Source organism: Alcaligenes sp. SJTW-7 (assembly GCF_047716895.1).
Taxonomy (GTDB): domain Bacteria; phylum Pseudomonadota; class Gammaproteobacteria; order Burkholderiales; family Burkholderiaceae_B; genus Alcaligenes; species Alcaligenes ammonioxydans.
The window spans coordinates 332271-356362 of sequence record NZ_CP136682.1 but is presented as its reverse complement, the minus strand read 5'-3'; the positions used below and the strand labels follow the sequence as shown (position 1 = coordinate 356362).

The window sequence follows — 24092 nt, the reverse complement described above, 5'->3', positions numbered from 1 at the left end:
TCTTAATACTCTTTCGCGTATTGGAACTGCATCAGATACAAGGCGGCGGTACGACGCGCGGTGTCAATAATAATCTGCTCGGCACGGCCTGTTTCATCGCAGTCCAGGGCCAATTCCACCGCCATCAGCCATCGGGCCAGATGATGCTCGTCATTCATGCCGTGATAGTGCAGGAAGCGGTACATATCCGGCTCCAGCGACAGCGCGGATTTGAGCAAGGGAAGTAAGGCCGGCACAATGCGCTGACCGGTACCTTCAATAATGTAGATCGCGCCCAGCAAGCCAATCGGGTCCTGGCTGGCCGCCAGAGCATGCAAATAGGAATTCAGCGCCTGACCGCCTGGATTACGCGTCAATTGCTCTATCTCGGTAGCGGTACCGCCTGCGTGCCGGTAGTCCTCGAACAGAATGTTGAAATCATCCTGCTCTTCGCCAGCATGCAGACGAATCAGCTCCGCCAAGGGCGCGTAGGCGGGCGATAAGGAGTCGCAGGCTTCACGCATCCATTTAGCCCCTTCCCGCACTTGGGGAATCCAGTCGGCCATCCATTTCTGATAATCCTGCATCCGGATAGAGCCGTCGTGCAGGCTGCGCAGCAAAGGCGTACGCCACACTTGCGAACGATAGTCATGCCAGATAGGGGCCAATTGCGTCAACAAGTCGCGCAAACCTTGTGGGGCCGTGGCAGGGTCGTGCGGGGGAGCGATGTCCACCAGATCGCAGGACGCCACCGCCGCCTGCTTGGCAGACGGGTAGGACACGGCGGGGGCCGGTGCATTGCAGGCCTCCACTTCCAGTAGCATGTAGGCCGTCATGAAGCGACCCGACTCGGGCACGTAGCACAGGATTTGTTCGCCGGGCGTCAAGGTCCGATCGCGCATGAACTCGGCCAGCATGATCAGAATCGAGGCTGCGCCCGTATTACCGCGCCAGCGCAAATTGCTGTACCAGCGCTCGGCAGGAATACCCAGGCCTGCCTGCTCCAGCAAGTCCGCCACCACGGGCAGGAACTTCTCGGACGAGTAATGGCACAGGAAATGGCTGATGCGCTCAGGGTCAACCCAACCGTCTCGCACCAGTTTTACGTATTCGTGAATTCCGATATCGAACAAATGAGGCAGCAAACGGATATCCTGACGCAAGGACAAGGCGCCATCCTGCTCCGCCTGAGACCAGGAATCGTAATCCAGATGGCTGCGCGTCGAATCACGCGCCGCGCCCAGCTGCATGCATACGGGATAATCGCCGGAAAAGGATTTTTGATGAATCCAGCGCAAACGCAAACGCACACCGGCCTGCGTGGTAGGCAGAATCTGATCCTGGTGGCTGAGTAACGCAGCTCCCGCGCCATCGGATAACATCCAGCGCAAAAAATGGGAGTCAAAATCTGCCTGATAATCTTGTGACGCAAAGCGCGAACGGCGGAACAAGCGCGAGGGCATTTCACTGGCTACTGCCACACCGTGACGGTGTGTGCCCAGCTCAATCCCTTGGGCAACAGCCTGCAGCGCCGTGACACCCGCGGCACAGATCCCGTGAACGGAATGCACTTCCAGGGGCGGGGCCGCCAGCTCTCCCTGAATGGCATTGGCAAAACCGGGCATCAGCAAGTCCCCGCCCGAGGACCCGCTGGCCAGCAGGCCCACATCCGCCATGGTCAAACCTGCCTGCTCCAGGCAGGCCCGCACGGCATTAGCGGCCATGGTGGCATTGCTCCAGCGCGTACTGCCATCCTCCCCAATGGCGTAATAGCGCTGCGCAATACCGTTTTCGGCCAGAATGCGCTGCTTGATGCGCCCTGAAATACGGTTCAGCGGGGCGATAAACTTGTCCATTGCGGCGTTGTCGACCGGCTCGCCGGGCATAAACCACTGAGCCTGATGAATCACGACCTGATCAAAGGCCACGGGCATAACACTACTCCTGATTACACGCCATCACGCCAATGCGTTGTCTGGCCCACGGCGTTCATGGTTTGACTGCGGTAGCGGGGCACGAACAGACCCAACACAAAAACACGCAGCATATAGGGCACCAGCCCCCCTTCATTCAAGGTCTCGGGGGTGCGGGCTCGGTATTCGGTATCGTGCAGCCGCTTCAGCTCCGACCAATGCGCACGCGAATGCTCATGGTGGGCCACATGCAGGCCGATATTAAAAAGCAAGGGGTTGACCAGCCCCTCAAAATTGCGCGCGTAGCTCAATTGACCGCCCTGATGGGCCTGATGACTGCCATCGGCATGGGCATGCTGCAGATAATTGGTGGTCAAGAGCCAGTGCAAACCATGCAGCTGCGGCACGATGACGTATAAAAAACCCTTGACTGGGTCCAGGGCCAGGGCAAGCGTCCAACTCCCCAGCCACAGTCCGTACTGCGCCAGGCAATAGCCCCAGACACCCGGCCAGTGTCGGCGCAGGCGGCCCAGCCAGGCATAAATTGCCGGATACAGCGCAAGCACGGCTTCAAAGGGGTGCATCAACCAGCCCAGCGCGTCGTTGGTATCGCCACGCCAGAAGCGGTAGGTACGACCCACGTCTTTTTGTCCATGTTTATAGCGATGATGATTGCAGCCATGCGCCGGCCAGAACACGCAAGCGGGATGGCCCTGTAACAGGGTCAGCCAGAAATCCGTCAGGCGATTGGGCAGACGGCCTCGCCACATGCGCACATGATGATGATTGTGGTTGATGACACCCATACCCAGTGTCAAAAACAGCAGCAAGCCATACAGAATCCAGGAGAAGCCACCCCGCCACAGCGCGACCATCACGACCGGGTAGACAATCAGGTACAGCAGGCTTTGCCAGTCACGCGGGTGACGTAAACGCCACGCAGCACTCATCCCCGCGCCTCCTCGGGGCGATCAGGCAGGCGCGTGCCAAACAGGCGGTCCATGAAACTGAACTGAAACCCATAGTTCCCGTTGTACTGGGCATGATGACGCTGGTGACGACGACTGGCGGCCAACCAGTTCCGGCTGGAGACATGGGGGAAAAAATCGTAATTGGAGTGGCCTATGCAATTGAAAAACAGGCTGAACAGGGGCACCGACAAGAGCGACCAGAAGCTGAAATCATGCACAACCATCGGCAACAGAATCACATTGCCCAGCATCAGAGATTCAAGCGGGTGAAAGCTGTAGGTGGAAAACGGCGTCACCACCACAGAAGAATGATGCGGGCCATGATAACGACGCAACCAACGCGTGTGCAGCAAACGGTGATTCACCCAGAAATGCACATCGTTCCAGATCATCAGGGCCAGAATTTCCAAGGCAATGCGGGTGGCGCTGGCGTCCGGCGTCAACCGCGCCCAGCCCAATTGCAGCAGCCCCCAGGGGAACACCATGCCCAGGCCGAAAATCAGAATGGCCGATCCCGACTGCTTCAGTTCCCGGCGCAGTTGACCGGGCCGCAACGGACGCGTATCGAGAGGACGCCCCCAGCCCACAGCCGGCAAGAGCCATCGTGTCAGCGCCAGGGTTACCAGTGCAAACAGCAGGTAGATGCCGCCGAAAAACAATAAGCCCACGCCCATTACCTGCCAGACGCTCAAGGCCTGAAAAGCCTGCCCCATTCCACTCTCTACGTAACAAAATGCGCTAATGCTAGCGCGGTCAGAAAAATCACGTTTGTTAATTTAGTTACTAATTGCTTGCCGCCGTCCAGGCGGCCCACGCCAGGCCGACTTGCAGCAGCCCGGCGCGGGAACAACAGTCGTGTACTTTTGCTCCGTGGCAGTGCCATTGAGAAGCCGGTACTCACCCAGGGCGCCTGTGTGAGGAATACACAACACAGCAGAACTTGATCTTGCGCTTGCCTTGAACTTGTCCGCATACGATATACTGAGTCGTCACAGACTTTCCCTAGACACCATGAGACGTTGGTTCGTCGTCGTCTTACTTCTCATCCTACCCCTGCAGGCTTACAGCTCTCACTACCACGCAACCGTGCAAGGTGGTCAGTCCGCCTTATTCGCTCAACACGAATCGGATGCGGCCGAGCCTGTGGACCACCGAGTCAAATCCGGAAAGCATCCTTTGCAGCAGCTCAGCGCCATTTTGGCGCATACGCCCATGCAACAGTACGCTGACCATGCGGATACCCCTTTGCCCTGCCCGGTTCAGTCGTTCTGGCTGCATGCCTGGCCTTCGGCTTGCCCGCCTTATTCCCTGCCCGCTATTTGCTGCGAATTCGCCCCCGAGCATCGTCCACCACGAGTCTGACTCCTGACGCGCCCCTGCGCCCTGCTTGTTTTGCGTTTTTGCACTTATTTCTCTGTCTAACAGGACAACATCATGGAATGGCTACTCGATCCCAGCATATGGGTCGGCTTATTAACTCTGGTGGTGCTGGAGATTGTTCTCGGCATCGACAACCTGATCTTTATCGCGATTCTGGCCGATAAACTTCCCCCGCATCAGCGTGACCGTGCTCGCCTGATCGGCCTGTCTCTGGCGCTGATCATGCGTCTGGGTCTGCTGACCATCGTCTCCTGGCTGGTTACCCTGACCACGCCGCTGTTCTCCATTGGCCCGCTCAGTTTCTCGGGGCGCGACCTGATCTTGCTGCTGGGTGGCCTGTTCCTGCTGTTCAAGGCCACCAGCGAGCTGCATGAGCGTCTGGAAGGCGGCAGTCACCACGCCAGCACCAACAAGGCTTACGCCAGCTTTGGTGTGGTGGTGGCGCAAATTGTGGTGCTGGATGCCGTGTTCTCCCTGGATGCGGTGATTACCGCCGTGGGGATGGTGGACGAACTGCCTGTCATGATGGCGGCCGTTATCATATCCATCGGTTTGATGATCTGGGCCTCCAAACCACTGACCACCTTCGTGAACAATCACCCCACCGTGGTGGTGCTGTGCTTGAGCTTCTTGCTGATGATTGGTCTGACGCTGACCGCCGAAGGCCTGGGCTTCAAGATCCCCAAAGGCTATCTGTACGCCGCTATTGGCTTTTCCATCCTGATCGAGTTCTTCAACCAGATTGCCCGCCGCAGTCTGCTGCGTTCGGAGTCGCGCCGCCCTTTGCGTGACCGTACCGCCGAGGCCGTGCTGCGCATGCTCAGCAACCGCAAGCATGAAGACAAGGATGAAAGTGGCAGCGAGGGCCAGCCGGATCTGGATGAACAGACCTTCCGCACCGAAGAGCGCAATATGGTCAGCGGTGTACTCAGTCTGGCCGAACGCCCCATCCGCTCGCTGATGACCCCTCGCCAGGAAATCACCTGGCTGAACATCGAAGACACCACCGACACCTTGCGTCAACAGTTGCGCGCGACCCCCCACAGCTTTTTGCCCGTCTGTCAGGGAGATCTGGACCAGGTCGTCGGTGTAGCGCGCGCCAAGGACCTGCTGGCGGATCTGGACGAGTACCCACAGGTCAAGCTGTGGCCGGATCTGCGTGAACCCATCATCGTGCACGAGCACACCGATGTGCTGAGCGCGATTGCCATGCTAAAGCAGTCCAACGGCCAATTCGTGCTGGTCACTGACGAGTACGGCGCCATTGAGGGCTTGCTGACACCCATCGACATTCTGGAAGCGATTGCCGGCGAGTTCCCGGACGAGGACGAGCAGCCTGCCATCCAGCAGATCGGCCCCAACCTGTGGCAGGTGGACGGCAGCATAGATCTGCTCTTGCTGGCCCAGGCGGTCGAAGCAGACGATCTGCTCCTGAAAGACAACAGCTTCAACTCGGTCGCCGGTTTCCTGCTGGAGCGTCTGGACTCCCTGCCCACCGTGGGCACGGTCGTTGAAGCTGAGGGCCTGCGCTTTGAAATTACCGAAGTCAGCCAGCGTCGTATCGCCACGGTACACGTCAGCCGCTTGCACGTAGCGGAGCAAGCGCAGGAATAAGCGGCGACCACGCTACACAGCGGCCGTACTGGAGCGGGTCTGCAGGAACGACTCCAGGTCGCAAGCAAACAAGGCCAGGGTATTACCCTGGCCTTGTTACCTATGACAGGCATCCTCTGCGCTGTATGTAGCTCTTGTTGTTCACGAATGCCGGCAGCGACCGGCATTCGCTGCCCTGTTGTGACGAGGACAAGGGGGGCGTACCAAAATCAGGCGCGACTTAGCAGAGCAATCCCGCCGGGAAGACGCATTGCATCCAGACCGTAGAGCTGCTGCAAGATGTCCAGCGCCTCCGACAAATTATCCAGACTGACCCCGAAGCTGACCAGGATAGAACCCAAGGACGCGTCCCGTAGAATCACGTGCCCGGCCCAATATCGGTTCAGCTCGGCCACCACCTGGGACAAGGGCTGTTCATGAAAGACCAGCCGGCCCTGGCGCCAGGCAGGAAAATCCTTCTCCAGAACGGTTTGCACCGCGCTGATGGTGTGGCGTCCGTAGACCAGCCTCTCGCCGGCCGCCAGACGATAACCCTGTCCACCGAAATCCACCTGGGCGCTGCCTGACAAACACGTCACCTCGGTTTCGCCATTCACATAACGAATATTGCTGCGGCCGTTAAAGGTCTGAATGGACCCGGCACCAGCAAACACGGTACAGACCGATGCCGAACGTTCGGACTGGCGCACTTCCACTTCGCCCTCAAGCAAGGCCACGACCCGGCCCAGATGTGGATCATCGCTGACATTCAAACGACTGCGCGTATTCATGTCCAGCCAGACATGATCGAGCAACTGCACGCGCCGCTGCTCACCCGCACCGGTACGGTAATCAGCACGCAAATCTGCCAGCGAGGGCCACAGTTGCAACGGTGGCCTGGCGACCAGGTATAAACCACCACCAAGCAGCAGGCCACCCAGCAAGGCACGGCGCAAAGGCCGATGGCCACGTTTTTGGGTCAGCTTGGCCTCACGTAGCCAGTCTTCGCGATGCTGTGGCATGGCATCCCACAGTTCGCGAGCATGAGCAAAGGCGGACGCATGGGACGGGCTGCGGCCACACCAGCGGCGCAGCTCCCGAGCCTGACGAGAGGTCAGCGAGGACGTTTTCAGGCGGCTGACCCAAGCTCGTGCCTCTTTGTGCAAGGTGTCTTCATCCAGATTCAAGGCAGTAGCGGGGTTCATCAACAATGAGTAAAAAAACGCGACACACCGGTCGCAGAGCGTCATCCAAACGTTTTATCCCGTCGTTTAAACGGATAAAAAGCGAAATTCAACGGTAAGCGTAAATTGTCGGAAACTGCAGGCCCTATCGTCAAGCGATAGGCCGTCATAAAGGGTAAAGCCTAGGTTTGGCAGCACTGCATCACCTGCTGGCGCAACCAGGCGTGGGCTGGGTCAGTGTGGCGGCGACGATGCCAGACCTGCTGAAACAAGACGGGGGGAATGGGCAGGGGGGGCTGGAAAAACACCAGTCTGGCCTGATCGCGTAAATGCTCGGCACTACGACTGGAGACTGTCAGGATCAAGTCCGTGCCCTCCAGCACCTGGGCCGCTGCACTCCAGTGCGGCAAGGAAAGCACAATCTGCCGGTGCAGGCCATGCTGGCTCAAGGCCTTGTCGACCTCGCTCTCGCCGCCGGGGCGCATGGCCAGCAACACATGTGGACGCTGCAACCACTCGTCCAGGCCCAGGGGCTGCCCGCCGCTCAGGCTGGCTTGATCGGCGATGCAGATCAAATGCTCATCAAACAAAGTCTGCGCCTGCAAGCTGGCCGCCATTTCCGAGAACACGCCAAAGGCCAGATCAATCTCACCATCACTGAGTTGGGCCAGCATGGCCTCGCGGCTGGCCTGGCTTACCGCCAGCCGAATCCCCGGTGCCTGCTGCCGTAAACGTCGCATCAGGGGGGGCAGTACGATTTGCGCACCGTAATCAGACATGGCCAGACGAAATTCACGTTGCTCGCTGACCGGGTCAAAGCCCCCCGTATCCAGCAAAGCATTGAGCTGCTGCAAAGCCTGTTCCAAGGGACGCTGCAATTGCAGCGCCATCGCTGTCAGCTCCAGCCGCGAGCCTCGACGTATCAGCAAGGGATCGTTAAACACCTGGCGCAAGTGCGCCAAGGCGTGACTGACCGCAGGTTGGCTTTTATGCAGTCGATGGGCAGCACGCGTCACATGCTGCTCCGTCAACAAGGCATGCAGGCTTAGCATCAGATTCAGGTCTATACGACGTAGCTCATCCATAGAACGAATAATGACTGTGCGCACTATCAATTTCAATAAGTTTTACGAATAGTGCAAGATAAGGTTTTAGCTTCTATGGAGAGTTGTCTATGTCCGGTACCGCTTTGATAAGCCTGTTCGTGGCTGTTTTTGCGGGAACGGTGGTGCCGTTCCAGGCTGCCAGCAATGCCGTCCTGGGAAAAATGCTAGGTCACCCACTCTGGGCCACGCTCGTGTCCCTGTGCATCAGCGCCGCCTTGGTTCTGCCCACGCTTTGGCTGATGCGCGCCCCCGCACCGGTGACCGCACAATTGGCCCAGGCGCCCTGGTGGGTTTGGACGGGCGGAATTGGCGGGGTGATCTACATCAGCGCGGCCTTGATCCTGACCCCACGAATGGGCGCGGCCAGCTTTATTGTGTGCGTCGTGGCCGGGCAAATGCTCAGCTCCATGCTGATCGACCACTATGGCCTGATGGGTTTGAATCCCCGTCCCGTACCTATGGGCCGCATCCTGGGCGTGCTGCTGATTCTGGCCGGAATGGGACTGGTGCAATGGTTTACCCCCTCGGCACCCACCGGCAAGGCCTCGGGCCCAGACGCCACAGCCGAGCACGGCGAAGCTCTGCCAGAGAATCAGGCGATAGCCCGAGAGCCGCCAACCAACACGCCGCCCCGCGCCTGAAGCCGACTCAGGCCCGCTTGCACTGAGAACGGAACTGACTGCACCACCAAAAACCGGCTGACAAGGCCGCTGCCGCCAGCATGCCCAGCGCCAGCAACAAACCGCTCTCAAACAGGAGCGGGGCCACTACGCCGGACACGGTAGCAAACAAGAGCATTTGCCAGGCACTTTGTACCGAGGAGGCCAGGCCGCGCATGCTGGGAAATGTCCCCAACGTCACCACGGTCATGCCTGGCAAGGCCATGGACATGCCAAAGGCATAGACAAAAATCGGCATCACCGCCCAGGGCACCTCTGCCTGAAACAGCAGGTTGTACACCGTGTTAAATGCCGCCCCTCCCAGCATCAAGCCCAGGCCCAGGCGGATCATGCGCGCCGGGGCGAGCTTCTCGGCAAAACGCGCATTGATTATCGAGCCACCCAGCATGCCACCAATAAAGGGCAGAAACAGCCAGGCAAATGCCGTCTCCGTCAGTCCCAATACGCCAATCACAAAGCTGGCTGCCGACGAAATGTACAAGGCAAAACCGCCAAATGCGAAGGCAATCGCCGAGATCGCCAACACAAAGCGGCCATTGCTCAAAGCGCGCACGTAATTAGCCAGAATAACCCCCAACTTCAAGGGCTGACGGGAGGCCACGGGCAAGGTTTCAGGCAACTGGCGCCAACACACGGCGATCAGCGCGACGCTCAGCACCGTGAGCATCCAAAATACCGAGCGCCAGCCCGAGTAGCTGCTTAAGTAGCCGCCCAACACGGGAGCAATCGCCGGAGCCAGGCTGAACACCATCGTGATATGGGCAAACAAACGCTGGGCCGTGACGCCCTGCACACAGTCTCGTGCCAGGGCCTGGCCTACCACCCGGCCCGCTCCCGCTGAACAGCCTTGCACCATACGGAAAAACAGCAGCCAGGAAAAACTGGGGGCCAGTGCAGAGCCAATCGAACCGATCAGAAACAGGATCAGGGAGGCCAAAATCACGGGGCGACGTCCAAAACTGTCAGACAACATGCCCCAGAACAGGCTCATGAAAGCAAAACCGAACAGATACAGACTTAAGGTCTGCTGAACCATTGACTGGTCAACAGAAAATTCGACACCAATGCGGTGAAAGGACGGCAGATAGGCATCGGTAGCAAAAGGCCCCAGCATCGCCAACGCCGCCAACACCAAGGTCAGCTTGCGGTAATTCATAGATAGCTTTGGAAAACAGGGAGGGCGCCAGACAACAGCGCAGGGATAGGGGCATGGTACCCCTTAACCGGACCGTACGGACACCTCCGTACGGAGCATAGTGTATCAAACGCCCCAGACAGGATCGAATCCCTGGGAGGCGCCCGGGCCAACGCGCTGACACCGGGATTAACAACCGGTTCAGCGCTTGCCGGGCGAGGGTGTTCCAAACGCCTCGCGGCTGGTCTGCCCAAAGCCGCTTTGGTGCAAAAGACTGCGTTCAATAAAGCGGCTGACTTGAGAGCGCACTTCCGGCAGCCAGGGCCCTTGGTCGAACACCTGTGGAAACTTCATGCTGAACCAGGCGTACAGACTGATCTGCTTGCTCAACAATTCGGCATCCTCCAGACGCGAGGGACTGGCCGACTTCAGCCAGGAGGGCGCCGGGGGCAGGGCCATCGGCCGTTGCGCCACATAGGCCGACAGGCAACGTTTGAAATAATCCAGCTCGGTATCTTTATCCACCGAGACCGGCGCACAGGCAAAGGTGAACTTCTCGCGCAACTCCAGTTTCGGTGCCAGGCGGTCCACCCAAAAACCCAGCTCGATGGCATCTTTCAGGCCGGCCGTCTGGAACAAAGGACTGTCTGAGGCCACCTTCTGGGCAAAATACTGCAACACCGCGCCAATATTGTTGTTATCCAGCAAAGCCGCCAGCGCCTGGACATGCTCGGGGCTGGGCGCGATGGGCAAACGCAGATCCACACTGGGTGCCTCAGTTTGCAGTTGCGTACGGATGTGGTTCAAGTCCTGCTTATCCATCGCCCCCACATACCCTTTGGGGTACAGACCGTAGCGGCCGGCACGGCCGGCAATCTGGCGGATTTCGGTGGCGTTCAGGACGCGCATGGAGCGGCCATCAAACTTGTGCACCGTGGAGAACAGCACACGGCGAATCGGCAGGTTCAGACCCATGCCGATCGCATCGGTCGCCACCAGCACATCGGCCTCGCCTTGGGAAAAGCGCTCGGACTCGGTACGGCGCACTTCCGGAGCCAGCGCACCATAGATCGTGGCCACTTTCCAGCCTTGGGCGCGGTAGCGGGCACTCAAGGTCAACACATCTTTACGGGTGAAGGCCACCACCGCATCGCCCTTGGACACTCCCTGCGCTTCACGCTGACGATCCTTGCGTCCACGCCAGGCGGCAGGTTGACGCCCTTGTCTGCCCGTGGCGGGCGGTGGCTCAACCGGATAAGGCATCACTTCCAGTGGCGTCTTGCGTTCGGTAAATTCCAGCTCCATGGTCTCTTCCATGGAGCGCACCAGCCGCTCACAAGGGCGCAACACCGAGGCATCGCCACACACAAACAGGGTACGGGCCGGAACACCGACCAAGGCTGCCGTCCAGGCCCAGCCACGCTGCTCGTCTTGCAGCATTTGAATCTCGTCCAGGACGGCCACGCGCACTTCCATCGTGGGGTCCATCATCTCGACCGTGCAGGCGGTGTGCTGGGCGCCGGGCACCATCACGCGCTCCTCGCCCGTCACCAGATTGCAGGGGATGCCCGCATTCATCAAGCGATCGCGCACTTCCATGGCCAGCAGGCGCAAGGGCGCAAGGTAAACCCCCGAGCGGGCCTCCATCAACGCTTCCAGGGCCTCGTGAGTCTTGCCCGAATTGGTCGGCCCCAAACGAAACACCAGGTGACGTCGTATGCCACGAGCCAGACTGAACATTTCCGGGAAATCGCCCAGACGCATCAAGTCCTGGGCACGCTGCTGCTCCACACTCTCCAGAATGCGGCGCACCGGGCCATTGAGCAGACGCTTCTCAAAATCTCCGGCCTCGATTTCCTTTTGCTCGATGCCCTCTTCCAAGGCCATGCGCAAGGCCTTGGCCAGTTCCAGAAACGACGAGCCATCAATCAGGGGGCGCTGGGTTTGCAAAAACGCATCCAGCGAATCTTCCAGACGCTGGGAGAGACGGTTTTGAGCCGCCGTATTGAACAAGACCGCCACGCGCGCCGGCAGACGATCCAGCTCCGAGCCAGTACGCGGCAAAGGCACAGCCGCTTGCATGCGTACATTGGCGCGCCAATGCTGACGCTCGCCCGCTACGGGCACATTCACCGCCAGCCACACATCCTTGTGCCACCACAGACGTAACGGATCTTCCGGGTCGAGCTCGTAATCGCACGCTTCCTGCGTCCTGATCCGGTTCAGTACTTGTTGCTGACGCCATTGCGTGCGGGCGCGGTCAGCGGCTCGCTGATACTGCGCTCGTTCACGATTGCTCAGGGTACTGGCGTGCTGTTCTCGCCATTGCTCAATCTGGCTTTGATCTATCGCAGCCAGTAAATCCGGATGATGGGCGACGCGGTCACGCCCTCCAGCGGCTGCGCTGCGCACTTCCAGCTTGGTACTGGGCAAACGGCGGTCCGCCAGCCACAGCTCATACTCCTGACGGGTAATCCCCAGCAAGGCCATGGTTTCTTCGGAACCGATACACTCCTGCTCCCAAGCCCAACGTTGCTGGCGCTGCTCACGCTGACGTTCCTGACGCTGGGCTTGTGCCTGCAACAGAAACTCCTGCTGCTGGGCATCCAGCTTGAATTCCTGGGTCAACACAGCGGCGCTGGCATTACGGCCATACACCGTCAGGAACCAATGAGCAGGCTCACCGGCTTGCAGGCCCTCAAAAGCCTCCAGGGTAATGCGTTGCGGCTCGCAACCCTGCTCTTTTAACCATGCCGTCAAACGCTCCTGTGCGTGATCGAACTTGCGCTGCTTGTCGCTTTGTTCTTTTTGCCGCGCCTGTTCACGTTCTTTCTGGGCCTGCTCCCAGCGCTGACTACGCTGCTCGCGGTCGCGCTGTTCAGCCTGTAACTGCCACAAATAGGTTTGTGCCAAGGGCAAGCTCTGCCAGGCCTGCAGCAGCGCTTGCAAACGTGGTCCACGCTCAGCTTCCGGCCAGTTCTCGCTCAAGGGCAAAGACTGGGACGCGATCGCCCCGGCCAAGCGGCCGCGCTGTTCAAGCAGTTGCTCACGCAAGGCTTCATACGCATCCGCTTCCAGCTTGTCCACGCTCATCTGATAGAGCAAGCGCAAGATGCCAATCACAAGCTCGGGCACCCCTTGGGACGCCAGACGCTGGTCCGCATCCTTCAAACCCAGTTCGGCAGCGATGATCTGATTGAAAAAAGCGGCATCCTGCGGCAGGCGCCAGGCTTTCAGCCATATCCGCCGTATGCCTGACCGGTCCTGATAACGCGCTTTCTTGGCGACCTGACGAGCCACGCCTTCCAGGCGCGGGTAGTCCAGCCATTGAGGATGGAGCAGCATGCCCGCTTGAGTGGGGACGGGAGAATCGGAAACGGACGAAGCGCGACGCGCAGCCATAGGGCGGGGACCTGAAAATACGGGAAGAAGAGAACGAGAAAGGCAGAAAAGCCGGTTCCAGCAAGCATGAGCAGCATTATACGGGTCTGCTCTAGGACGTTCAGAGAATACAGGCAATCACCGTAATAAACGTCATTGAGGGCAAGAAAACATAGGACAATCCCCGCCCACAATCATCAAGCAAACGAGTCAAAGCAGGCAAAGAAAGTAAACTGGGCTCGCAGCGGATGGCGCAGAGCCAATCACATCCGCGGTCCGCCTCGAGGAAACCGTCACACTGCCTTCCTTCGCGTGGGAACGACGGCTTGCACAAGGCATCAAGCACAGCGCCCTCGCCAAGCGCAGCAGCAAAACAGCGGCTCAGCTAAACAAGATCAGCGAGGCCACACATCAGCCAGCCATTCCAGACAGCCTTGCGGCAAGGCGACCCAACCGGACTGGCTGTGATTGCAGCCCGGTATCATGCGAAAGCGCGGTTCCCCACCCTGATGCTGAGCCAGCTCCTGCGCCAGCTCGCGCGCGCCATCGACCATGCGGCGCTCCAGCAGACGCTGACGCCGCTGCTCGCGGGCCGGTTCCGGCAGGGACTCTTCGGCCGGTCCCAGGCGCTGTTCGTATTCGCCGACCGTGATCGACACCGGCACGGTCAAGGCCGCCGGCGGCAGGGGCTGCGCCAGCAATCGGGCCAGATAGGCGTCCCCCCACCACACCGAAGGGCTGGATACCGCCATGGCCTGGAACAGGCCTGGTTCGTGCACCAACGCATGCAAGGCAAACAAACCGGCCAGCGAATGGCCGCACAACAAGCGGCGTTGCGGATCCAGTTGCGCCCTGCCGTGCGCCCAGGGCAGAAACACATCGCGCAGCAAGACCCGGAAATCATCGGCACGCCCGGCTTCGCCCTCGGGTCCGGGCGTGTAATCCTGATCGCGCCAATTTTCCTGGACATAGCCCACGCCCAGCACCGCACCGCACAGAGGCGCCGCACCGGGTACGGCGGCCAGCACCGCCTGAAACTGCGTCTGGTCCAGCACGCAGGCCAGCGGCCAGCCGCTTTCCGGGGCCGAGCCCAGGGGGACGGCCAGGGTCAGGCGATAATGACGCCCCAAAGGCGAAAGATAGTCTAGGTGTTCAAGCTGCATAAAAGAGTCGCGGTGATGACGCCAAAGCGTAGCCGATGAACTATACTTTCTTTCTGCGTAAACGGTTCTCATTCAGAAACTTAATGTCCACATCTGCTGTTCCGGCCACGGCGCTGGCCGACTATCAACACATCCTCAAGCGGCGCTGGCTGCTGGTGGGCGCCCTGATCCTGATCATCATGGCCTCGATTGTGGCCGATTTCATGCTCGGTCCCTCGGGCCTGAGCCTGGGCGAACTCAGCCACGCGCTGTTCAAGCCAGAACAGTCCGATCCGACCACACGTGTCATTGTCTGGGAAATCCGCCTGCCTTATGCACTCATGGCCATGGCCATTGGCCTGGCCCTGGGCCTGTCAGGCGCGGAAATGCAGACCATTCTGAATAATCCCTTGGCCAGTCCCTTCACGCTGGGCATTTCCTCGGCGGCTGCCTTTGGCGCCTCCCTGGCCATCGTGCTGGACCTGTCGCTGCCCGGTGTTCCCCAGGCCTGGACCATTGCGGCCAACGCTTTTGTATTTGCCCTGTTTTCGGCCTTGCTGCTTGACGCGGTGGCGCGCTGGGGGGCGATGAGCACTGCCAATCTGGTGTTGTTTGGGATTGCGCTGGTGTTCTCATTCAATGCGCTGGTCTCGCTGGTGCAGTTTGTGGCCAGCGCCGAAGCCCTGCAAGGGCTGGTGTTCTGGACCATGGGCAGCCTGTCGCGCTCCTCCTGGGGCAAGGTCGGTATCATGCTGGCGGTGTTTGCGCTGATTTTGCCGCTGTCCCTGCGCGATACCTGGAAACTGACCGCCCTACGTCTGGGAGAGGACCGCGCCGCCAGCTTTGGTATCAATGTCTCGCGCCTGCGTCTGGTGTCCCTGCTGCGCATCAGTCTGCTGGCCGCGCTGGCCGTGTCCTTTGTCGGCACCATCGGCTTTGTGGGACTGATTGCCCCGCATATTGCCCGCCGCCTGTTTGGTGAAGATCACCGTTTTTACCTGCCCGGCAGCGCGCTGGTGGGCGGAGTGATTTTGTCGTTGGCCTCGATTGCCTCGAAAAACATGGTGCCCGGCATCATTATTCCGGTCGGCATTGTCACCTCCCTGGTGGGTGTGCCCTTCTTTCTGGGCGTGGTGCTGCGCCGCCAAATAAAGTGAACCATGCTTGAAGTCCACGATCTGAGCCTATCCTACGGCAAACGCGAAATTCTATCCCGGCTGACCATCAAGCCCTTGCAAGCTGGTCAGCTTGTGGCCCTGCTCGGTCCTAACGGCAGCGGCAAATCCACCCTGCTCAAGTCCTTGGCAGGACTGCTCAAGCCCACCACGGGCGAGGTCTTGCTCGATGGCCAGGAACTGAGCGGTGTCAGCTTTGAGCAGCGGGCCCAAAAAGTGGTGTACCTGCCCCAGTCCTTGCCCGCGTCGGTTCACCTGCGCGTCTTTGAATCGGTACTGGTGGCTGCCAATGCCTCGGCTCCCGGTGGCCATGCACGGGACGTGGACCATGAACACATCCTGCACATCCTGCAGCGCCTGGGTATTGCGCACCTGTCCATGCACTATCTGGACCAACTCTCGGGTGGCCAGAAGCAACTGGTCGGTCTGGCGCAAGCCCTGATCCGCAAGCCCACCTTGCTGCTGCTCGATGAGCCACTGTCCGCCCTGGACTTGAACTATCAGTTCCATGTCATGGACCTGCTGGCCCAGGAAACCCACGACAACAATCTGATCACCCTGATCGTGCTGCATGACCTGAACGTGGCCCTGCGCCACAGCGACTACGCGCTGATGATTGAAGGCGGCGGCCTGCTGGCGCAAGGTGAGCCTTCCAAGGTGATTACCCCCCACTCGCTGGCCCAGGCCTATGGCGTGCGCGCCCGCGTGGAAAGTTGCTCGCAAGGTACCTTGCAAATCATTATCGACGGGCTGCAAGAGCCTGTGCTGTGACTTCGGAGAATCCATGAACATCCTGCGCCACCTACTGCTGTCGCTGTGCCTGCTCCTGCCCTTGGGGGCGAACGCACAGCCCATCGAAGTCACCGATGTCATGGGCCGTACCGTTACCCTGCCCGGACCGGCCAAACGGATTGTGCTGACTCAGGCCCGACACTTTCCGGTGCTGGCGCTGGTTCACCCCGAACCGGCCACGCTGATTGCGGGCTGGTCGGACGAGTTCAAGACCTCTTTTTCCAACGAATATGAACGTTATCTGAAGCACTACCCGCAACTGGCCAACATCCCCGTTGTGGGACGCCATACGGCTGATACCTTCTCGGTAGAGCAAGCCCTGGCCCTGCGCCCCGACCTGGTGGTGCTGACCGCTGCCTTTGCCGGCCTGACGCCCGGCCAGGACACGCGCGACTCGGCCCTGATCCAGCGTCTGACCGCCGCCCAGGTCCCCGTCATTGTCATCGACTTCTTTGTCAATCCGCTGGAGAACACCGTGCCCAGCCTGCGCGCCCTGGGTTACGCCGTTGGTGAGAAGGAGCGCACTGAGGAATTCATCCAGTTTTACGAAGAACACATGCAGGGTGTTGCCCAGCGACTGACGGATCTGCCCCAAGACGATCACCCGCCCGTTTTCGTGCATGCGCATGCCGGCAGCACGGACTGCTGCAACTCGCCTGGCGCCGGCACCTTCAACGACATGATCCGCTATGCAGGCGGCCATAATATTGGCGCGGATGTACTCAAAAGTGCTACCGGCAAACTGAACTTTGAATACATCCACTCCCGCGCCCCGATGGTTTATGTGGCCACCGGCACAGGCGCCGGCAAGCGCAGCACCGCCGGCGGGCTGACCATTGGCACGGGCGTCAGTGAAGATCAGGCGCGTCAAAGCCTGCAGGCCATCATTGACGGCAACCGTCTGCAGGCCTTGCCAGCCGTGCGCAGCGGCAACAGCCACGGTATCTGGCACGCTTTCAACGACTCCCCCTTGCATATGATTTTCATCGAAGCCTTGGCAGGCTGGATTCATCCAGATCGCTTTGAAGGGGTGTCGGCCCTGAAAACGCTGGAAGAAGTAAACCAGCGCTTTCTGACCGTGCCCATGGAAGGCACTTACATGATTGATCTAAAGCCCGCGTCCTAAACCTTCATGTCGCGCCTGATTCCACTGGAGCTGCCCCCCACGGGCGGCCATCCCCATCACGTCCTGTTGCGCCTGCCGGACGGAAAGCCTGCACAAGGCCCTCTGCCTGTGCTGTGCCTGCTTGATGGTCAGTGGACCTTGCCACTGCTGGAAGAAAGCGGCCACCCCGCCTTGCAGCGCTGCGCGATTCTGTCGCTGGGCTATCAAGGCGATCGCGATCAGATCACCCGTTACCGCGCACTGGACTACACCCCGCCCAGCCCGGACGGCGGCTTATGGGAAGATCCGCGCGTTCCCGAGTGGCAAGCCGGTGGCGCACCCGCCATGATCGAACAAGTGCGCAGGGCTCTGGCCTTGGCCCAAGGAGTAGCGCCCGCACTGACCCGTGCCCGTATCAGCCTGTACGGCCACTCCTACGCGGGTCTGTTCGTGCTGTACGCCCTTAGTCAACAGAGCCTGCCCATCCATCATTATCTGTGCGCCAGTCCGTCCTTGTGGTGGCGCGATCCCCTGATCTGGACTTTGCTGGAGCAATTGGGCAAGCCGGTACAGGTGGATATTCTGGCCGGTGCCTCCGAGGCCTGGTATCCGCTGAGCGCTCAGGCAGCGGGCCCGGAAGGACGCAAAAATGGTGTACCTACCCTGCCCACCATGCGACAACTCCAAGCGCACTTGCAAGCCCAAGGCATGCAGGCGAATCTGCATGTTCTGCCCGGCGCCGGCCACGGCCACGTTCTGGCACAAGCCACCTTGCGAGCCCTGGAACTGGCTTGTGGCGCGGCTTAGCCGTGTTCTCCCGGCGCGCAGGACGCGCGTTTTCACTTCATATCCAAGTTTTCCCGCCCTAGGGTAACTCCCCCCATTTCTCCCCTTGTTTTAGGCCTCAACTTCTTTTAGTCTGTATTTATATGCAAGTGCATAGAAATTACAAAAGAGATGGGAGACAGATTATGAAGGTAGCGGTATTAGGTGGCGGACACGGTTGTTACGCGGCAGCAGCCGACTTGAGCGAACAGGGTCACGAGGTCCGTTTGTGGCGTCGGGATACGGCTCAGTTGCAGCCCTTGCTGGACCGTCCGGTCATGACGCTGAAAGACGAAGCAGGCGAGCGTGAAATCCCCATTGCCAAGATCTGCGCCGATATTGGCGAGGCCATCGCCGGTGCCGATCTGGTGCTGATCCCGTCACCTGCGATCGCCCAAGAAGATATTGCCCGCGCCATGGCTCCGCACCTGACAGACGGCCAGGTGGTGTTCCTGCCCCCCGGCACGTTTGGCTCTTTCATCATGAGCGAGATCGTGCGCAGCACCGGCAACAAGGCCGATGTCAGCTGGGCGGAAACCGGCACGCTGCCCTGGCTGGCCCGCAAGCATGGCGATACCGTCATCAACATCACTACCCGCGCCACCCGCTTGCCTACCGGCGTCTACCCAGCCCGCAATACCGACCACGCCCTGGCGGTGATTGGCAAGGTGTTCCCCAGCGTGGAGCGCTGCGAAGATGCCCTGTCCGGCGCGCTGATGAATGCCGGCCCCATCATCCACCCGCCACTGATCATGATGAATGCCGGCCCGCTGGAGCATTTCCCGGCCTGGGATATCCACAACGAAGGCACCCAGCCCTCGGTGCGCGCGGTAACAACGCAACTGGACAATGAGCGCATGCGCATTCGTGAAGCGCTGGGCTACGGTGCCCCGCATTTCCCTCTGTCTGACCATTACGAGAACGATCAGTGGATGTATGGCGACCGTTCCTCGCACTCCAAGCTGGTGAAAAGCGGCGACTGGCGCGAGAAGATCGACCTGCAAGAGCACCGCTACATGCGGGAAGACACCATGCTGGGCCTGGCGTTCTTTGCGTCCGTCGCCGATTGGGCCGGTGTGGACGCCCCCGTCACCAAAGGCTTGCTGGCCATTGCCGGAGCCATCGTGGGCGAAGACCTGCGTCAAGGCCGGCGCACCCTGGCCAGCCTGGGTCTGGACACGATGAACCGCGAACAACTGCAAGCCATGCTGCACGCCGGGAGAGCCTGATGAACGCGCCCGCCCCGATCAAAAGTATCGTTGCGGTGGGCGCAGGTCGCATGGGGCGGGGCATTGCCCTGGCCTATGCGCTGCGCGGCCACGCCGTGACCTTGCTGGACTTCAAACCCCGTCAGCCTGCTGATCGCACCCGTCTGGAAGCCGACATACGCCAGGAGCTGCGCGCCACGCTGGAGCAGTTGGCCGAGCTGGGCATGTTCGCAGCCCAGCAGATTGACGACTATCTGGCCTGCATCAGCATCGCCCCGTTAAACGACGCGGCCCAGGTGCTGGGCCAGGCAGACCTGATTTACGAAGGCGTGCCCGAAACCCGCGAGGCCAAGGCTGACGCCCTGGGCCGCATTGGCGAACTGGCCCGGCCCGAGGCGCTGATCGCCTCCACGACCTCCACCATGCTGGCCTCCGACCTGGCCCCCATGCTCAGTCACCCCGAGCGTTTTCTCAATGCCCACTGGCTCAACCCGGCATTCCTGATTCCTCTGGTGGAAATCAGTGCCCACCCCGGCACCAGCGAACAGACCTTGAGCCGTCTGCAAAGCAATCTGGAGTCCATCGGGAAAGTCCCCGTGGTCTGCGGCTGCCATCCCGGCTTCATCGTGCCACGCCTGCAGACCCTCATCATGAATGAGGCGGCCCGCATGGTTGAGGAAGGCGTGGCCAGCGCCGCCGATATTGATAAAGCCACCCGCTACGGTCTGGGTTTCCGCTTTGCCAGCATCGGCGTGCTCGAATTCATCGACTATGGCGGCAACGACATTCTGTACCACGCCGGCCAGTACCTGTCGCAGAACCTGGACCCGGAGCGCTACGCCGTTCCCGACATCATCACCCGTTATATGGAAAGTGGACGCAACGGTCTGCGCAGCGGACAGGGCTTTCACGAGTACCCAGTGGACCAGCAGCCCGCCTATCGACGCGACGTGCTGGCCCGCGTACTGGGCATGCTGGATCACATCGGCCTGGCCCCCGCCCACGCCGAGCACTTTGCCAAGGAGACACAGGAATGAAAAAAGACTCCCACGCTGCGCCTTCGGCTTGCTGCCCTCCAGGAGGGCGCTTTTCATCCTGGGGCAGCCCGACGATGAAAAAAACCGCTGCCTTGCTGTTTGCCCTGATGAGCTGTCATGGTCTGAGCCAGGCTCAGGAAGTCCCCACCCTACGGGTAGGCTGGACCATTCCGGGCGAGGAAGCCAAGTATCTGATGGCCAAGCGCCCCGAGCTGTTTCCACAATTAGGCAAAAAATACCAGATCCAGTGGACACAGTTCCAGGGCACCTCCCCCATGGTGCAAGCCATGCGGGCCGGTGTGCTGGAATGTTCCACCATGGCCCCCATGTCGCTGGCCAATGGTGCGATTGAAAGCGGTCTGGAAGCCTATATCGTGGCCCAGCACGTGCACTCGGACGATGATCATTTCTCCGTCTACTGGGCCGTGAAGGAAGACAGCCCGATCAAGACCGCGGCGGACCTGAAAGGCAAGGTCATCGGCACCAATGCCTATGGTGCCGGGGTGTACTTCGACATGCTGCTGTGGCTGCGTCAGAACGGCATTGACCCGGACAAGGACGTGAAAATCGTTGAAACGGGCTTTCCGCCTGCCGCCGACGCCATTCGCAGCGGCCGCATTGATGCCGGTCCCATGGCCCAGCCCTTTGCCCTGCTGAACGAGAAGAAAGGTGGCTTGCGCAAGCTGTTTTCCCTGTCCGAAGTGGCCAGCCCATCCGTACAGATTTTCGAAGCCTGCAGCAAAGCCTATAGCGACGCCAACCCCGAAGTGGTACGTGCCTACGTGCAGGATTTGAAAGCGGCCATGGGCATGCTCAGCAAAGACCCCTCACTGGCGGTGGATGTAACCGCCCAGATCACCCGTGCGCCCAAGGACTTGCTGGCACAGTACCTGTTCACCGACCAGGACTTTGCACGTGTCCCGGACATGCAGCCCAATCTGGAATCGATTCAGGGGACCTACGATCGCTATCACCAGGCCGGCTTCCTGAAAAAAGCGCTGAACGTGCGGGACTTCTACCGGGCTGATTTACGCGAGGCAACACCATGATTGAACTGGATGGTGTCGGCAAAACCTTCAACACCCGGCAGGGCCGCAGCCACACCGCCCTGCAGGACATCGCCCTGAGCATTCCGGCAGGGCGTTTTGTGTCTATTCTGGGCCCCAGCGGTTGTGGCAAAAGCACTCTGCTCTATATGTTGGGGGGCTTTGAGTCCTGCTCCAGCGGACAGATTCGCGTCAAGGGCAAGCCCATTACCGGCCCGGGCCCGGACCGCGGCCCGGTGTTTCAGGAGTACGCGCTGTTTCCCTGGAAAACCGTCCTGGGAAACGTGGCCTACGGCATGCGTGAGCAAGGCATGCCCAAGGCGCAGGCCGAACAGCGTGCCAGCGAATGGCTGGACAAAGTCAAGCTGGGGCCATACGCCTCCTTTTATCCGCGTGAACTGTCCGGCGGCATGCGTCAGCGCGCAGCCATCGCCCGCACCCTGGCCTATGAGCCGGACATCCTGCTGATGGATGAGCCCTTCGGGGCACTGGATGCCCACACCCGCGTCACCCTGCAAACGGAACTGCTCAGTCTGTGGGAGCAGTTGCGCAATACCGTGGTATTCGTGACGCACGGCGTGGACGAGGCAGTATTTCTGTCCGACACCGTCATTGTCATGACGGGCTCGCCCGGCCGCATCAAGGAGGTGGTGGAGATCGACTTGCCCCGCCCCCGTATCCGCAGTGAACTGCTACGCAATCCGGTCTATCAGGAAACCATTATCCGTCTGGAGCAATCCCTGATGGCGGAGGCCCATCCATGACGCCCCAGCACTGGTATGAACATCGCTGGGCCTGCCTGGTCATGGCGGCCATCCTGGTGCTGCTGGTCTGGGCGGGCTTGGCCCGCTGGGTGGGGCTGGACTCTTTCCCCAGCCCCTGGGCAGCCCTGCATGAGGTACCGGCCCTGATCAGCGACCCGATGGCCTGGTCGGCTATCCTGCAATCGATAGGCCGCATGTTTGCCGGTTACGCCCTGGCGCTGCTGGTAGCAGTACCGCTGGGTCTGGCCATGGGCCGCAGTCGCCTGGTCTATACCGCCTTCTATCCCTTGGTAGCCTTGGCCTACCCCATGCCTAAAGCGGCCTTGATGCCGATTTTGATGCTGTGGTTCGGGCTGGGTGACTTTTCCAAAATTCTGGTCATCGCGCTGGGGGTGTCCTTGCCCTTGCTCTATCACAGCTATCACGGCGCAAGCCGTATCGAACCCAAGCTGATCTGGGTGGCCCAATCCATGGGCATGGGGCCGCTGGCGCGGCTGGGCAAGATCGTGCTGCCCGCCTCCTTGCCTGAAGTCATGATTGGCTGCCGCGTGGGGGTGGTCATGGCGCTGATCGTGATGGTGTCCTCCGAGATGATCGCGCGCCAGGAAGGCATAGGCAATCTGCTGTTCACCTCCATGGATATGGCGCAGTACTCCACCGTGTATGCCGTCATCATGCTGCTTGCCGTACTGGGCATTGCCTGCGACGCCCTGTTCGAGTTTGTTCGCAAACGCTGCACGCGTTGGCATGACTCCACCCAAAGCCTGATGGACAAAGGATGACGCCATGACCACTAAAACCCTTGCCTCAGCGGAACACGCTAGGCGTTCTACTCCAAGCCGCCCGGTCAAACGCCGGGACTGGTCAGGACTGTCTTTGTGCATCAGTCCGGCCTTGATGCTGATTGTCTGGGAACTGTGCACTCGCTCGGGCTGGGTCAGCCCGCAGTTGTTGCCAGCCCCCTCCGCCATTTTTTTGCGGGTGCTGGAGCTGGCCGCTCAGGCCGACTTCTGGCACAACCTGAGCATGACGATCTACCGCCTGCTCAGTGGTTTGCTGATCGCCTGCGTGGTCGGTGTAAGCCTGGCGCTGACAGCTCAACTGACGCGCTGGAGCTCCTTTCTGCTCGATGCCCTGATCCGTCTGCTGGCCCCTATTCCCAAAATCGCCCTTTATCCGGCGCTGATTCTCATCATGGGGTTTGAAAGCTCATCGAAAATCGCACTGGTGGTCTCGGATGCGATTTTCCCAGTGCTGATGGCCAGTTGGGTGGCAGCGCAGACGGTGGACCGCAAGCTGATCTGGTCTGCCCGTGCCGCGGGGACATCCCGCAGTGCCTGTTTGTGGAAAATCATTTTGCCTGCCATCAGCCCGACCGTGCTGGCCGGCGTGCGAGTAGCCGGTGTCATTGCCTGCGTGGTGGTCTTTCTGGCCGAGATGATTGCCTCTACCGACGGGCTGGGCCATATGCTGACCGCCGCTGCACGCAGCTACCGCACGATTGATATGTTTGTCCCCCTGGTCTGGATCTGCGTGCTGGGCTTCGCACTGAACCTGACCATTGCCGCTTTACAGCACAAAGTGGATCATACGAACTAACCCATCAAGACTGAACTGACCACTTGCCCGGCCACCTTGCAGCGCTGGCCGGGTTTTCGCAGGCTGACTCAATCACT

General features: G+C 60.2%; 21 protein-coding genes. 13 read left to right on the top strand and 8 right to left on the bottom strand.

From position 1 onward, the window contains the following. Nucleotides 1–2: 2 nt before the first annotated feature. From RSQ48_RS01570 to RSQ48_RS01560, 3 genes are read right to left on the bottom strand one after another with little or no spacing between them, the layout of a single operon-like run. A complete protein-coding gene (locus RSQ48_RS01570) occupies nucleotides 3–1913 on the bottom strand; it encodes an iron-containing redox enzyme family protein (RefSeq protein WP_415302065.1) in 1911 nt (636 codons plus the stop codon). Between the two features lie 14 nt (nucleotides 1914–1927). Then, nucleotides 1928–2842, bottom strand: coding sequence for a fatty acid desaturase (locus tag RSQ48_RS01565; RefSeq protein ID WP_131071203.1), 915 nt, complete (start codon nucleotides 2840–2842; stop codon nucleotides 1928–1930). Continuing rightward, nucleotides 2839–3576, bottom strand: a complete 738-nt coding sequence (locus RSQ48_RS01560) for a sterol desaturase family protein (RefSeq protein ID WP_003804387.1) — start codon at nucleotides 3574–3576, stop codon at nucleotides 2839–2841. Before RSQ48_RS01560 ends, RSQ48_RS01565 begins: the two co-directional genes overlap by 4 nt. 298 nt (nucleotides 3577–3874) lie before the next feature. Between RSQ48_RS01560 and RSQ48_RS01555 the strand changes: the two genes are divergently transcribed. Together RSQ48_RS01555 and RSQ48_RS01550 are read left to right on the top strand one after the other, a co-directional pair. After that, nucleotides 3875–4225 carry a hypothetical protein gene (locus RSQ48_RS01555; protein ID WP_131071202.1) on the top strand — a complete coding sequence of 117 codons (351 nt, stop codon included), beginning with the start codon at nucleotides 3875–3877 and terminating at the stop codon, nucleotides 4223–4225. A gap of 72 nt (nucleotides 4226–4297) precedes the next feature. Then, complete coding sequence (locus RSQ48_RS01550; RefSeq protein ID WP_003804393.1) at nucleotides 4298–5857, top strand: TerC family protein; 1560 nt, start codon at nucleotides 4298–4300, stop codon at nucleotides 5855–5857. Between the two features lie 209 nt (nucleotides 5858–6066). On the opposite strand, the gene RSQ48_RS01545 is transcribed toward RSQ48_RS01550, so the two are convergent. Both RSQ48_RS01545 and RSQ48_RS01540 read right to left on the bottom strand, forming a co-directional pair. Further along, complete coding sequence (locus tag RSQ48_RS01545) at nucleotides 6067–7041, bottom strand: FecR family protein (RefSeq protein ID WP_230406236.1); 975 nt, start codon at nucleotides 7039–7041, stop codon at nucleotides 6067–6069. Between the two features lie 161 nt (nucleotides 7042–7202). Further along, the gene (locus RSQ48_RS01540; RefSeq protein WP_219236088.1) at nucleotides 7203–8105 is read right to left on the bottom strand and encodes a LysR family transcriptional regulator; all 903 of its coding nucleotides are present in this window, start codon (nucleotides 8103–8105) and stop codon (nucleotides 7203–7205) included. 89 nt (nucleotides 8106–8194) lie between these two features. Here RSQ48_RS01540 and RSQ48_RS01535 point away from each other — a divergent pair, with 89 nt between their 5' ends. Then, the gene (locus tag RSQ48_RS01535) at nucleotides 8195–8767 is read left to right on the top strand and encodes a DMT family transporter (RefSeq protein WP_415302064.1); all 573 of its coding nucleotides are present in this window, start codon (nucleotides 8195–8197) and stop codon (nucleotides 8765–8767) included. 7 nt (nucleotides 8768–8774) lie between these two features. Here RSQ48_RS01535 and RSQ48_RS01530 read toward each other — a convergent pair whose 3' ends face one another. From RSQ48_RS01530 to RSQ48_RS01520, 3 genes are all read right to left on the bottom strand, one after another. After that, nucleotides 8775–9962: a multidrug effflux MFS transporter gene (locus tag RSQ48_RS01530; protein ID WP_003804414.1), complete on the bottom strand. Its 1188-nt coding sequence runs from the start codon at nucleotides 9960–9962 to the stop codon at nucleotides 8775–8777. Nucleotides 9963–10142: 180 nt separating this feature from the next. After that, on the bottom strand, nucleotides 10143–13343 hold the full coding sequence (locus tag RSQ48_RS01525) for an SUV3 family DEAD/DEAH box RNA helicase (RefSeq protein WP_003804417.1): 3201 nt from the start codon (nucleotides 13341–13343) through the stop codon (nucleotides 10143–10145). Nucleotides 13344–13717: 374 nt separating this feature from the next. After that, nucleotides 13718–14485: an alpha/beta hydrolase gene (locus RSQ48_RS01520; protein WP_415302063.1), complete on the bottom strand. Its 768-nt coding sequence runs from the start codon at nucleotides 14483–14485 to the stop codon at nucleotides 13718–13720. Between the two features lie 83 nt (nucleotides 14486–14568). On the opposite strand from RSQ48_RS01520, the gene RSQ48_RS01515 reads away from it, so the two are divergent. The 10 genes from RSQ48_RS01515 (at nucleotide 14569) to RSQ48_RS01470 (ending at nucleotide 24015) form a co-directional block, all read left to right on the top strand. Next, nucleotides 14569–15621 carry a FecCD family ABC transporter permease gene (locus tag RSQ48_RS01515; protein ID WP_003804421.1) on the top strand — a complete coding sequence of 351 codons (1053 nt, stop codon included), beginning with the start codon at nucleotides 14569–14571 and terminating at the stop codon, nucleotides 15619–15621. A gap of 3 nt (nucleotides 15622–15624) precedes the next feature. Then, on the top strand, nucleotides 15625–16410 hold the full coding sequence (locus RSQ48_RS01510; protein ID WP_131071200.1) for an ABC transporter ATP-binding protein: 786 nt from the start codon (nucleotides 15625–15627) through the stop codon (nucleotides 16408–16410). A gap of 13 nt (nucleotides 16411–16423) precedes the next feature. Further along, nucleotides 16424–17557, top strand: coding sequence for an ABC transporter substrate-binding protein (locus RSQ48_RS01505; protein WP_415302062.1), 1134 nt, complete (start codon nucleotides 16424–16426; stop codon nucleotides 17555–17557). Between the two features lie 6 nt (nucleotides 17558–17563). Beyond that, nucleotides 17564–18343 carry an alpha/beta hydrolase gene (locus RSQ48_RS01500; protein ID WP_415302061.1) on the top strand — a complete coding sequence of 260 codons (780 nt, stop codon included), beginning with the start codon at nucleotides 17564–17566 and terminating at the stop codon, nucleotides 18341–18343. A gap of 164 nt (nucleotides 18344–18507) precedes the next feature. Further along, the gene (locus RSQ48_RS01495; RefSeq protein WP_415302060.1) at nucleotides 18508–19590 is read left to right on the top strand and encodes an NAD/NADP octopine/nopaline dehydrogenase family protein; all 1083 of its coding nucleotides are present in this window, start codon (nucleotides 18508–18510) and stop codon (nucleotides 19588–19590) included. Then, nucleotides 19590–20606: a 3-hydroxybutyryl-CoA dehydrogenase gene (locus tag RSQ48_RS01490; RefSeq protein ID WP_131071198.1), complete on the top strand. Its 1017-nt coding sequence runs from the start codon at nucleotides 19590–19592 to the stop codon at nucleotides 20604–20606. Before RSQ48_RS01495 ends, RSQ48_RS01490 begins: the two co-directional genes overlap by 1 nt. Continuing rightward, nucleotides 20603–21655, top strand: coding sequence for an ABC transporter substrate-binding protein (locus RSQ48_RS01485; protein WP_201024865.1), 1053 nt, complete (start codon nucleotides 20603–20605; stop codon nucleotides 21653–21655). Before RSQ48_RS01490 ends, RSQ48_RS01485 begins: the two co-directional genes overlap by 4 nt. Then, complete coding sequence (locus RSQ48_RS01480) at nucleotides 21652–22416, top strand: ABC transporter ATP-binding protein (protein ID WP_003804437.1); 765 nt, start codon at nucleotides 21652–21654, stop codon at nucleotides 22414–22416. Before RSQ48_RS01485 ends, RSQ48_RS01480 begins: the two co-directional genes overlap by 4 nt. After that, on the top strand, nucleotides 22413–23198 hold the full coding sequence (locus RSQ48_RS01475; protein WP_059318472.1) for an ABC transporter permease: 786 nt from the start codon (nucleotides 22413–22415) through the stop codon (nucleotides 23196–23198). The genes RSQ48_RS01480 and RSQ48_RS01475 overlap by 4 nt, the downstream gene beginning before the upstream one ends. 4 nt (nucleotides 23199–23202) lie before the next feature. Beyond that, a complete protein-coding gene (locus RSQ48_RS01470; RefSeq protein WP_336579928.1) occupies nucleotides 23203–24015 on the top strand; it encodes an ABC transporter permease in 813 nt (270 codons plus the stop codon). Nucleotides 24016–24092: the final 77 nt, after the last annotated feature.

Bases quoted from the DNA above. Each gene is read 5' to 3' on its own strand.
- RSQ48_RS01570 (WP_415302065.1), bottom strand. From the start codon at position 1,913: ATGCCCGTGGCCTTTGATCAGGTCGTGATTCATCAGGCTCAGTGGTTT.
- RSQ48_RS01565 (WP_131071203.1), bottom strand. From the start codon at position 2,842: ATGAGTGCTGCGTGGCGTTTACGTCACCCGCGTGACTGGCAAAGCCTG.
- RSQ48_RS01560 (WP_003804387.1), bottom strand. From the start codon at position 3,576: ATGGGGCAGGCTTTTCAGGCCTTGAGCGTCTGGCAGGTAATGGGCGTG.
- RSQ48_RS01555 (WP_131071202.1), top strand. From the start codon at position 3,875: ATGAGACGTTGGTTCGTCGTCGTCTTACTTCTCATCCTACCCCTGCAG.
- RSQ48_RS01550 (WP_003804393.1), top strand. From the start codon at position 4,298: ATGGAATGGCTACTCGATCCCAGCATATGGGTCGGCTTATTAACTCTG.
- RSQ48_RS01545 (WP_230406236.1), bottom strand. From the start codon at position 7,041: ATGAACCCCGCTACTGCCTTGAATCTGGATGAAGACACCTTGCACAAA.
- RSQ48_RS01540 (WP_219236088.1), bottom strand. From the start codon at position 8,105: ATGGATGAGCTACGTCGTATAGACCTGAATCTGATGCTAAGCCTGCAT.
- RSQ48_RS01535 (WP_415302064.1), top strand. From the start codon at position 8,195: ATGTCCGGTACCGCTTTGATAAGCCTGTTCGTGGCTGTTTTTGCGGGA.
- RSQ48_RS01530 (WP_003804414.1), bottom strand. From the start codon at position 9,962: ATGAATTACCGCAAGCTGACCTTGGTGTTGGCGGCGTTGGCGATGCTG.
- RSQ48_RS01525 (WP_003804417.1), bottom strand. From the start codon at position 13,343: ATGGCTGCGCGTCGCGCTTCGTCCGTTTCCGATTCTCCCGTCCCCACT.
- RSQ48_RS01520 (WP_415302063.1), bottom strand. From the start codon at position 14,485: ATGCAGCTTGAACACCTAGACTATCTTTCGCCTTTGGGGCGTCATTAT.
- RSQ48_RS01515 (WP_003804421.1), top strand. From the start codon at position 14,569: ATGTCCACATCTGCTGTTCCGGCCACGGCGCTGGCCGACTATCAACAC.
- RSQ48_RS01510 (WP_131071200.1), top strand. From the start codon at position 15,625: ATGCTTGAAGTCCACGATCTGAGCCTATCCTACGGCAAACGCGAAATT.
- RSQ48_RS01505 (WP_415302062.1), top strand. From the start codon at position 16,424: ATGAACATCCTGCGCCACCTACTGCTGTCGCTGTGCCTGCTCCTGCCC.
- RSQ48_RS01500 (WP_415302061.1), top strand. From the start codon at position 17,564: ATGTCGCGCCTGATTCCACTGGAGCTGCCCCCCACGGGCGGCCATCCC.
- RSQ48_RS01495 (WP_415302060.1), top strand. From the start codon at position 18,508: ATGAAGGTAGCGGTATTAGGTGGCGGACACGGTTGTTACGCGGCAGCA.
- RSQ48_RS01490 (WP_131071198.1), top strand. From the start codon at position 19,590: ATGAACGCGCCCGCCCCGATCAAAAGTATCGTTGCGGTGGGCGCAGGT.
- RSQ48_RS01485 (WP_201024865.1), top strand. From the start codon at position 20,603: ATGAAAAAAGACTCCCACGCTGCGCCTTCGGCTTGCTGCCCTCCAGGA.
- RSQ48_RS01480 (WP_003804437.1), top strand. From the start codon at position 21,652: ATGATTGAACTGGATGGTGTCGGCAAAACCTTCAACACCCGGCAGGGC.
- RSQ48_RS01475 (WP_059318472.1), top strand. From the start codon at position 22,413: ATGACGCCCCAGCACTGGTATGAACATCGCTGGGCCTGCCTGGTCATG.
- RSQ48_RS01470 (WP_336579928.1), top strand. From the start codon at position 23,203: ATGACCACTAAAACCCTTGCCTCAGCGGAACACGCTAGGCGTTCTACT.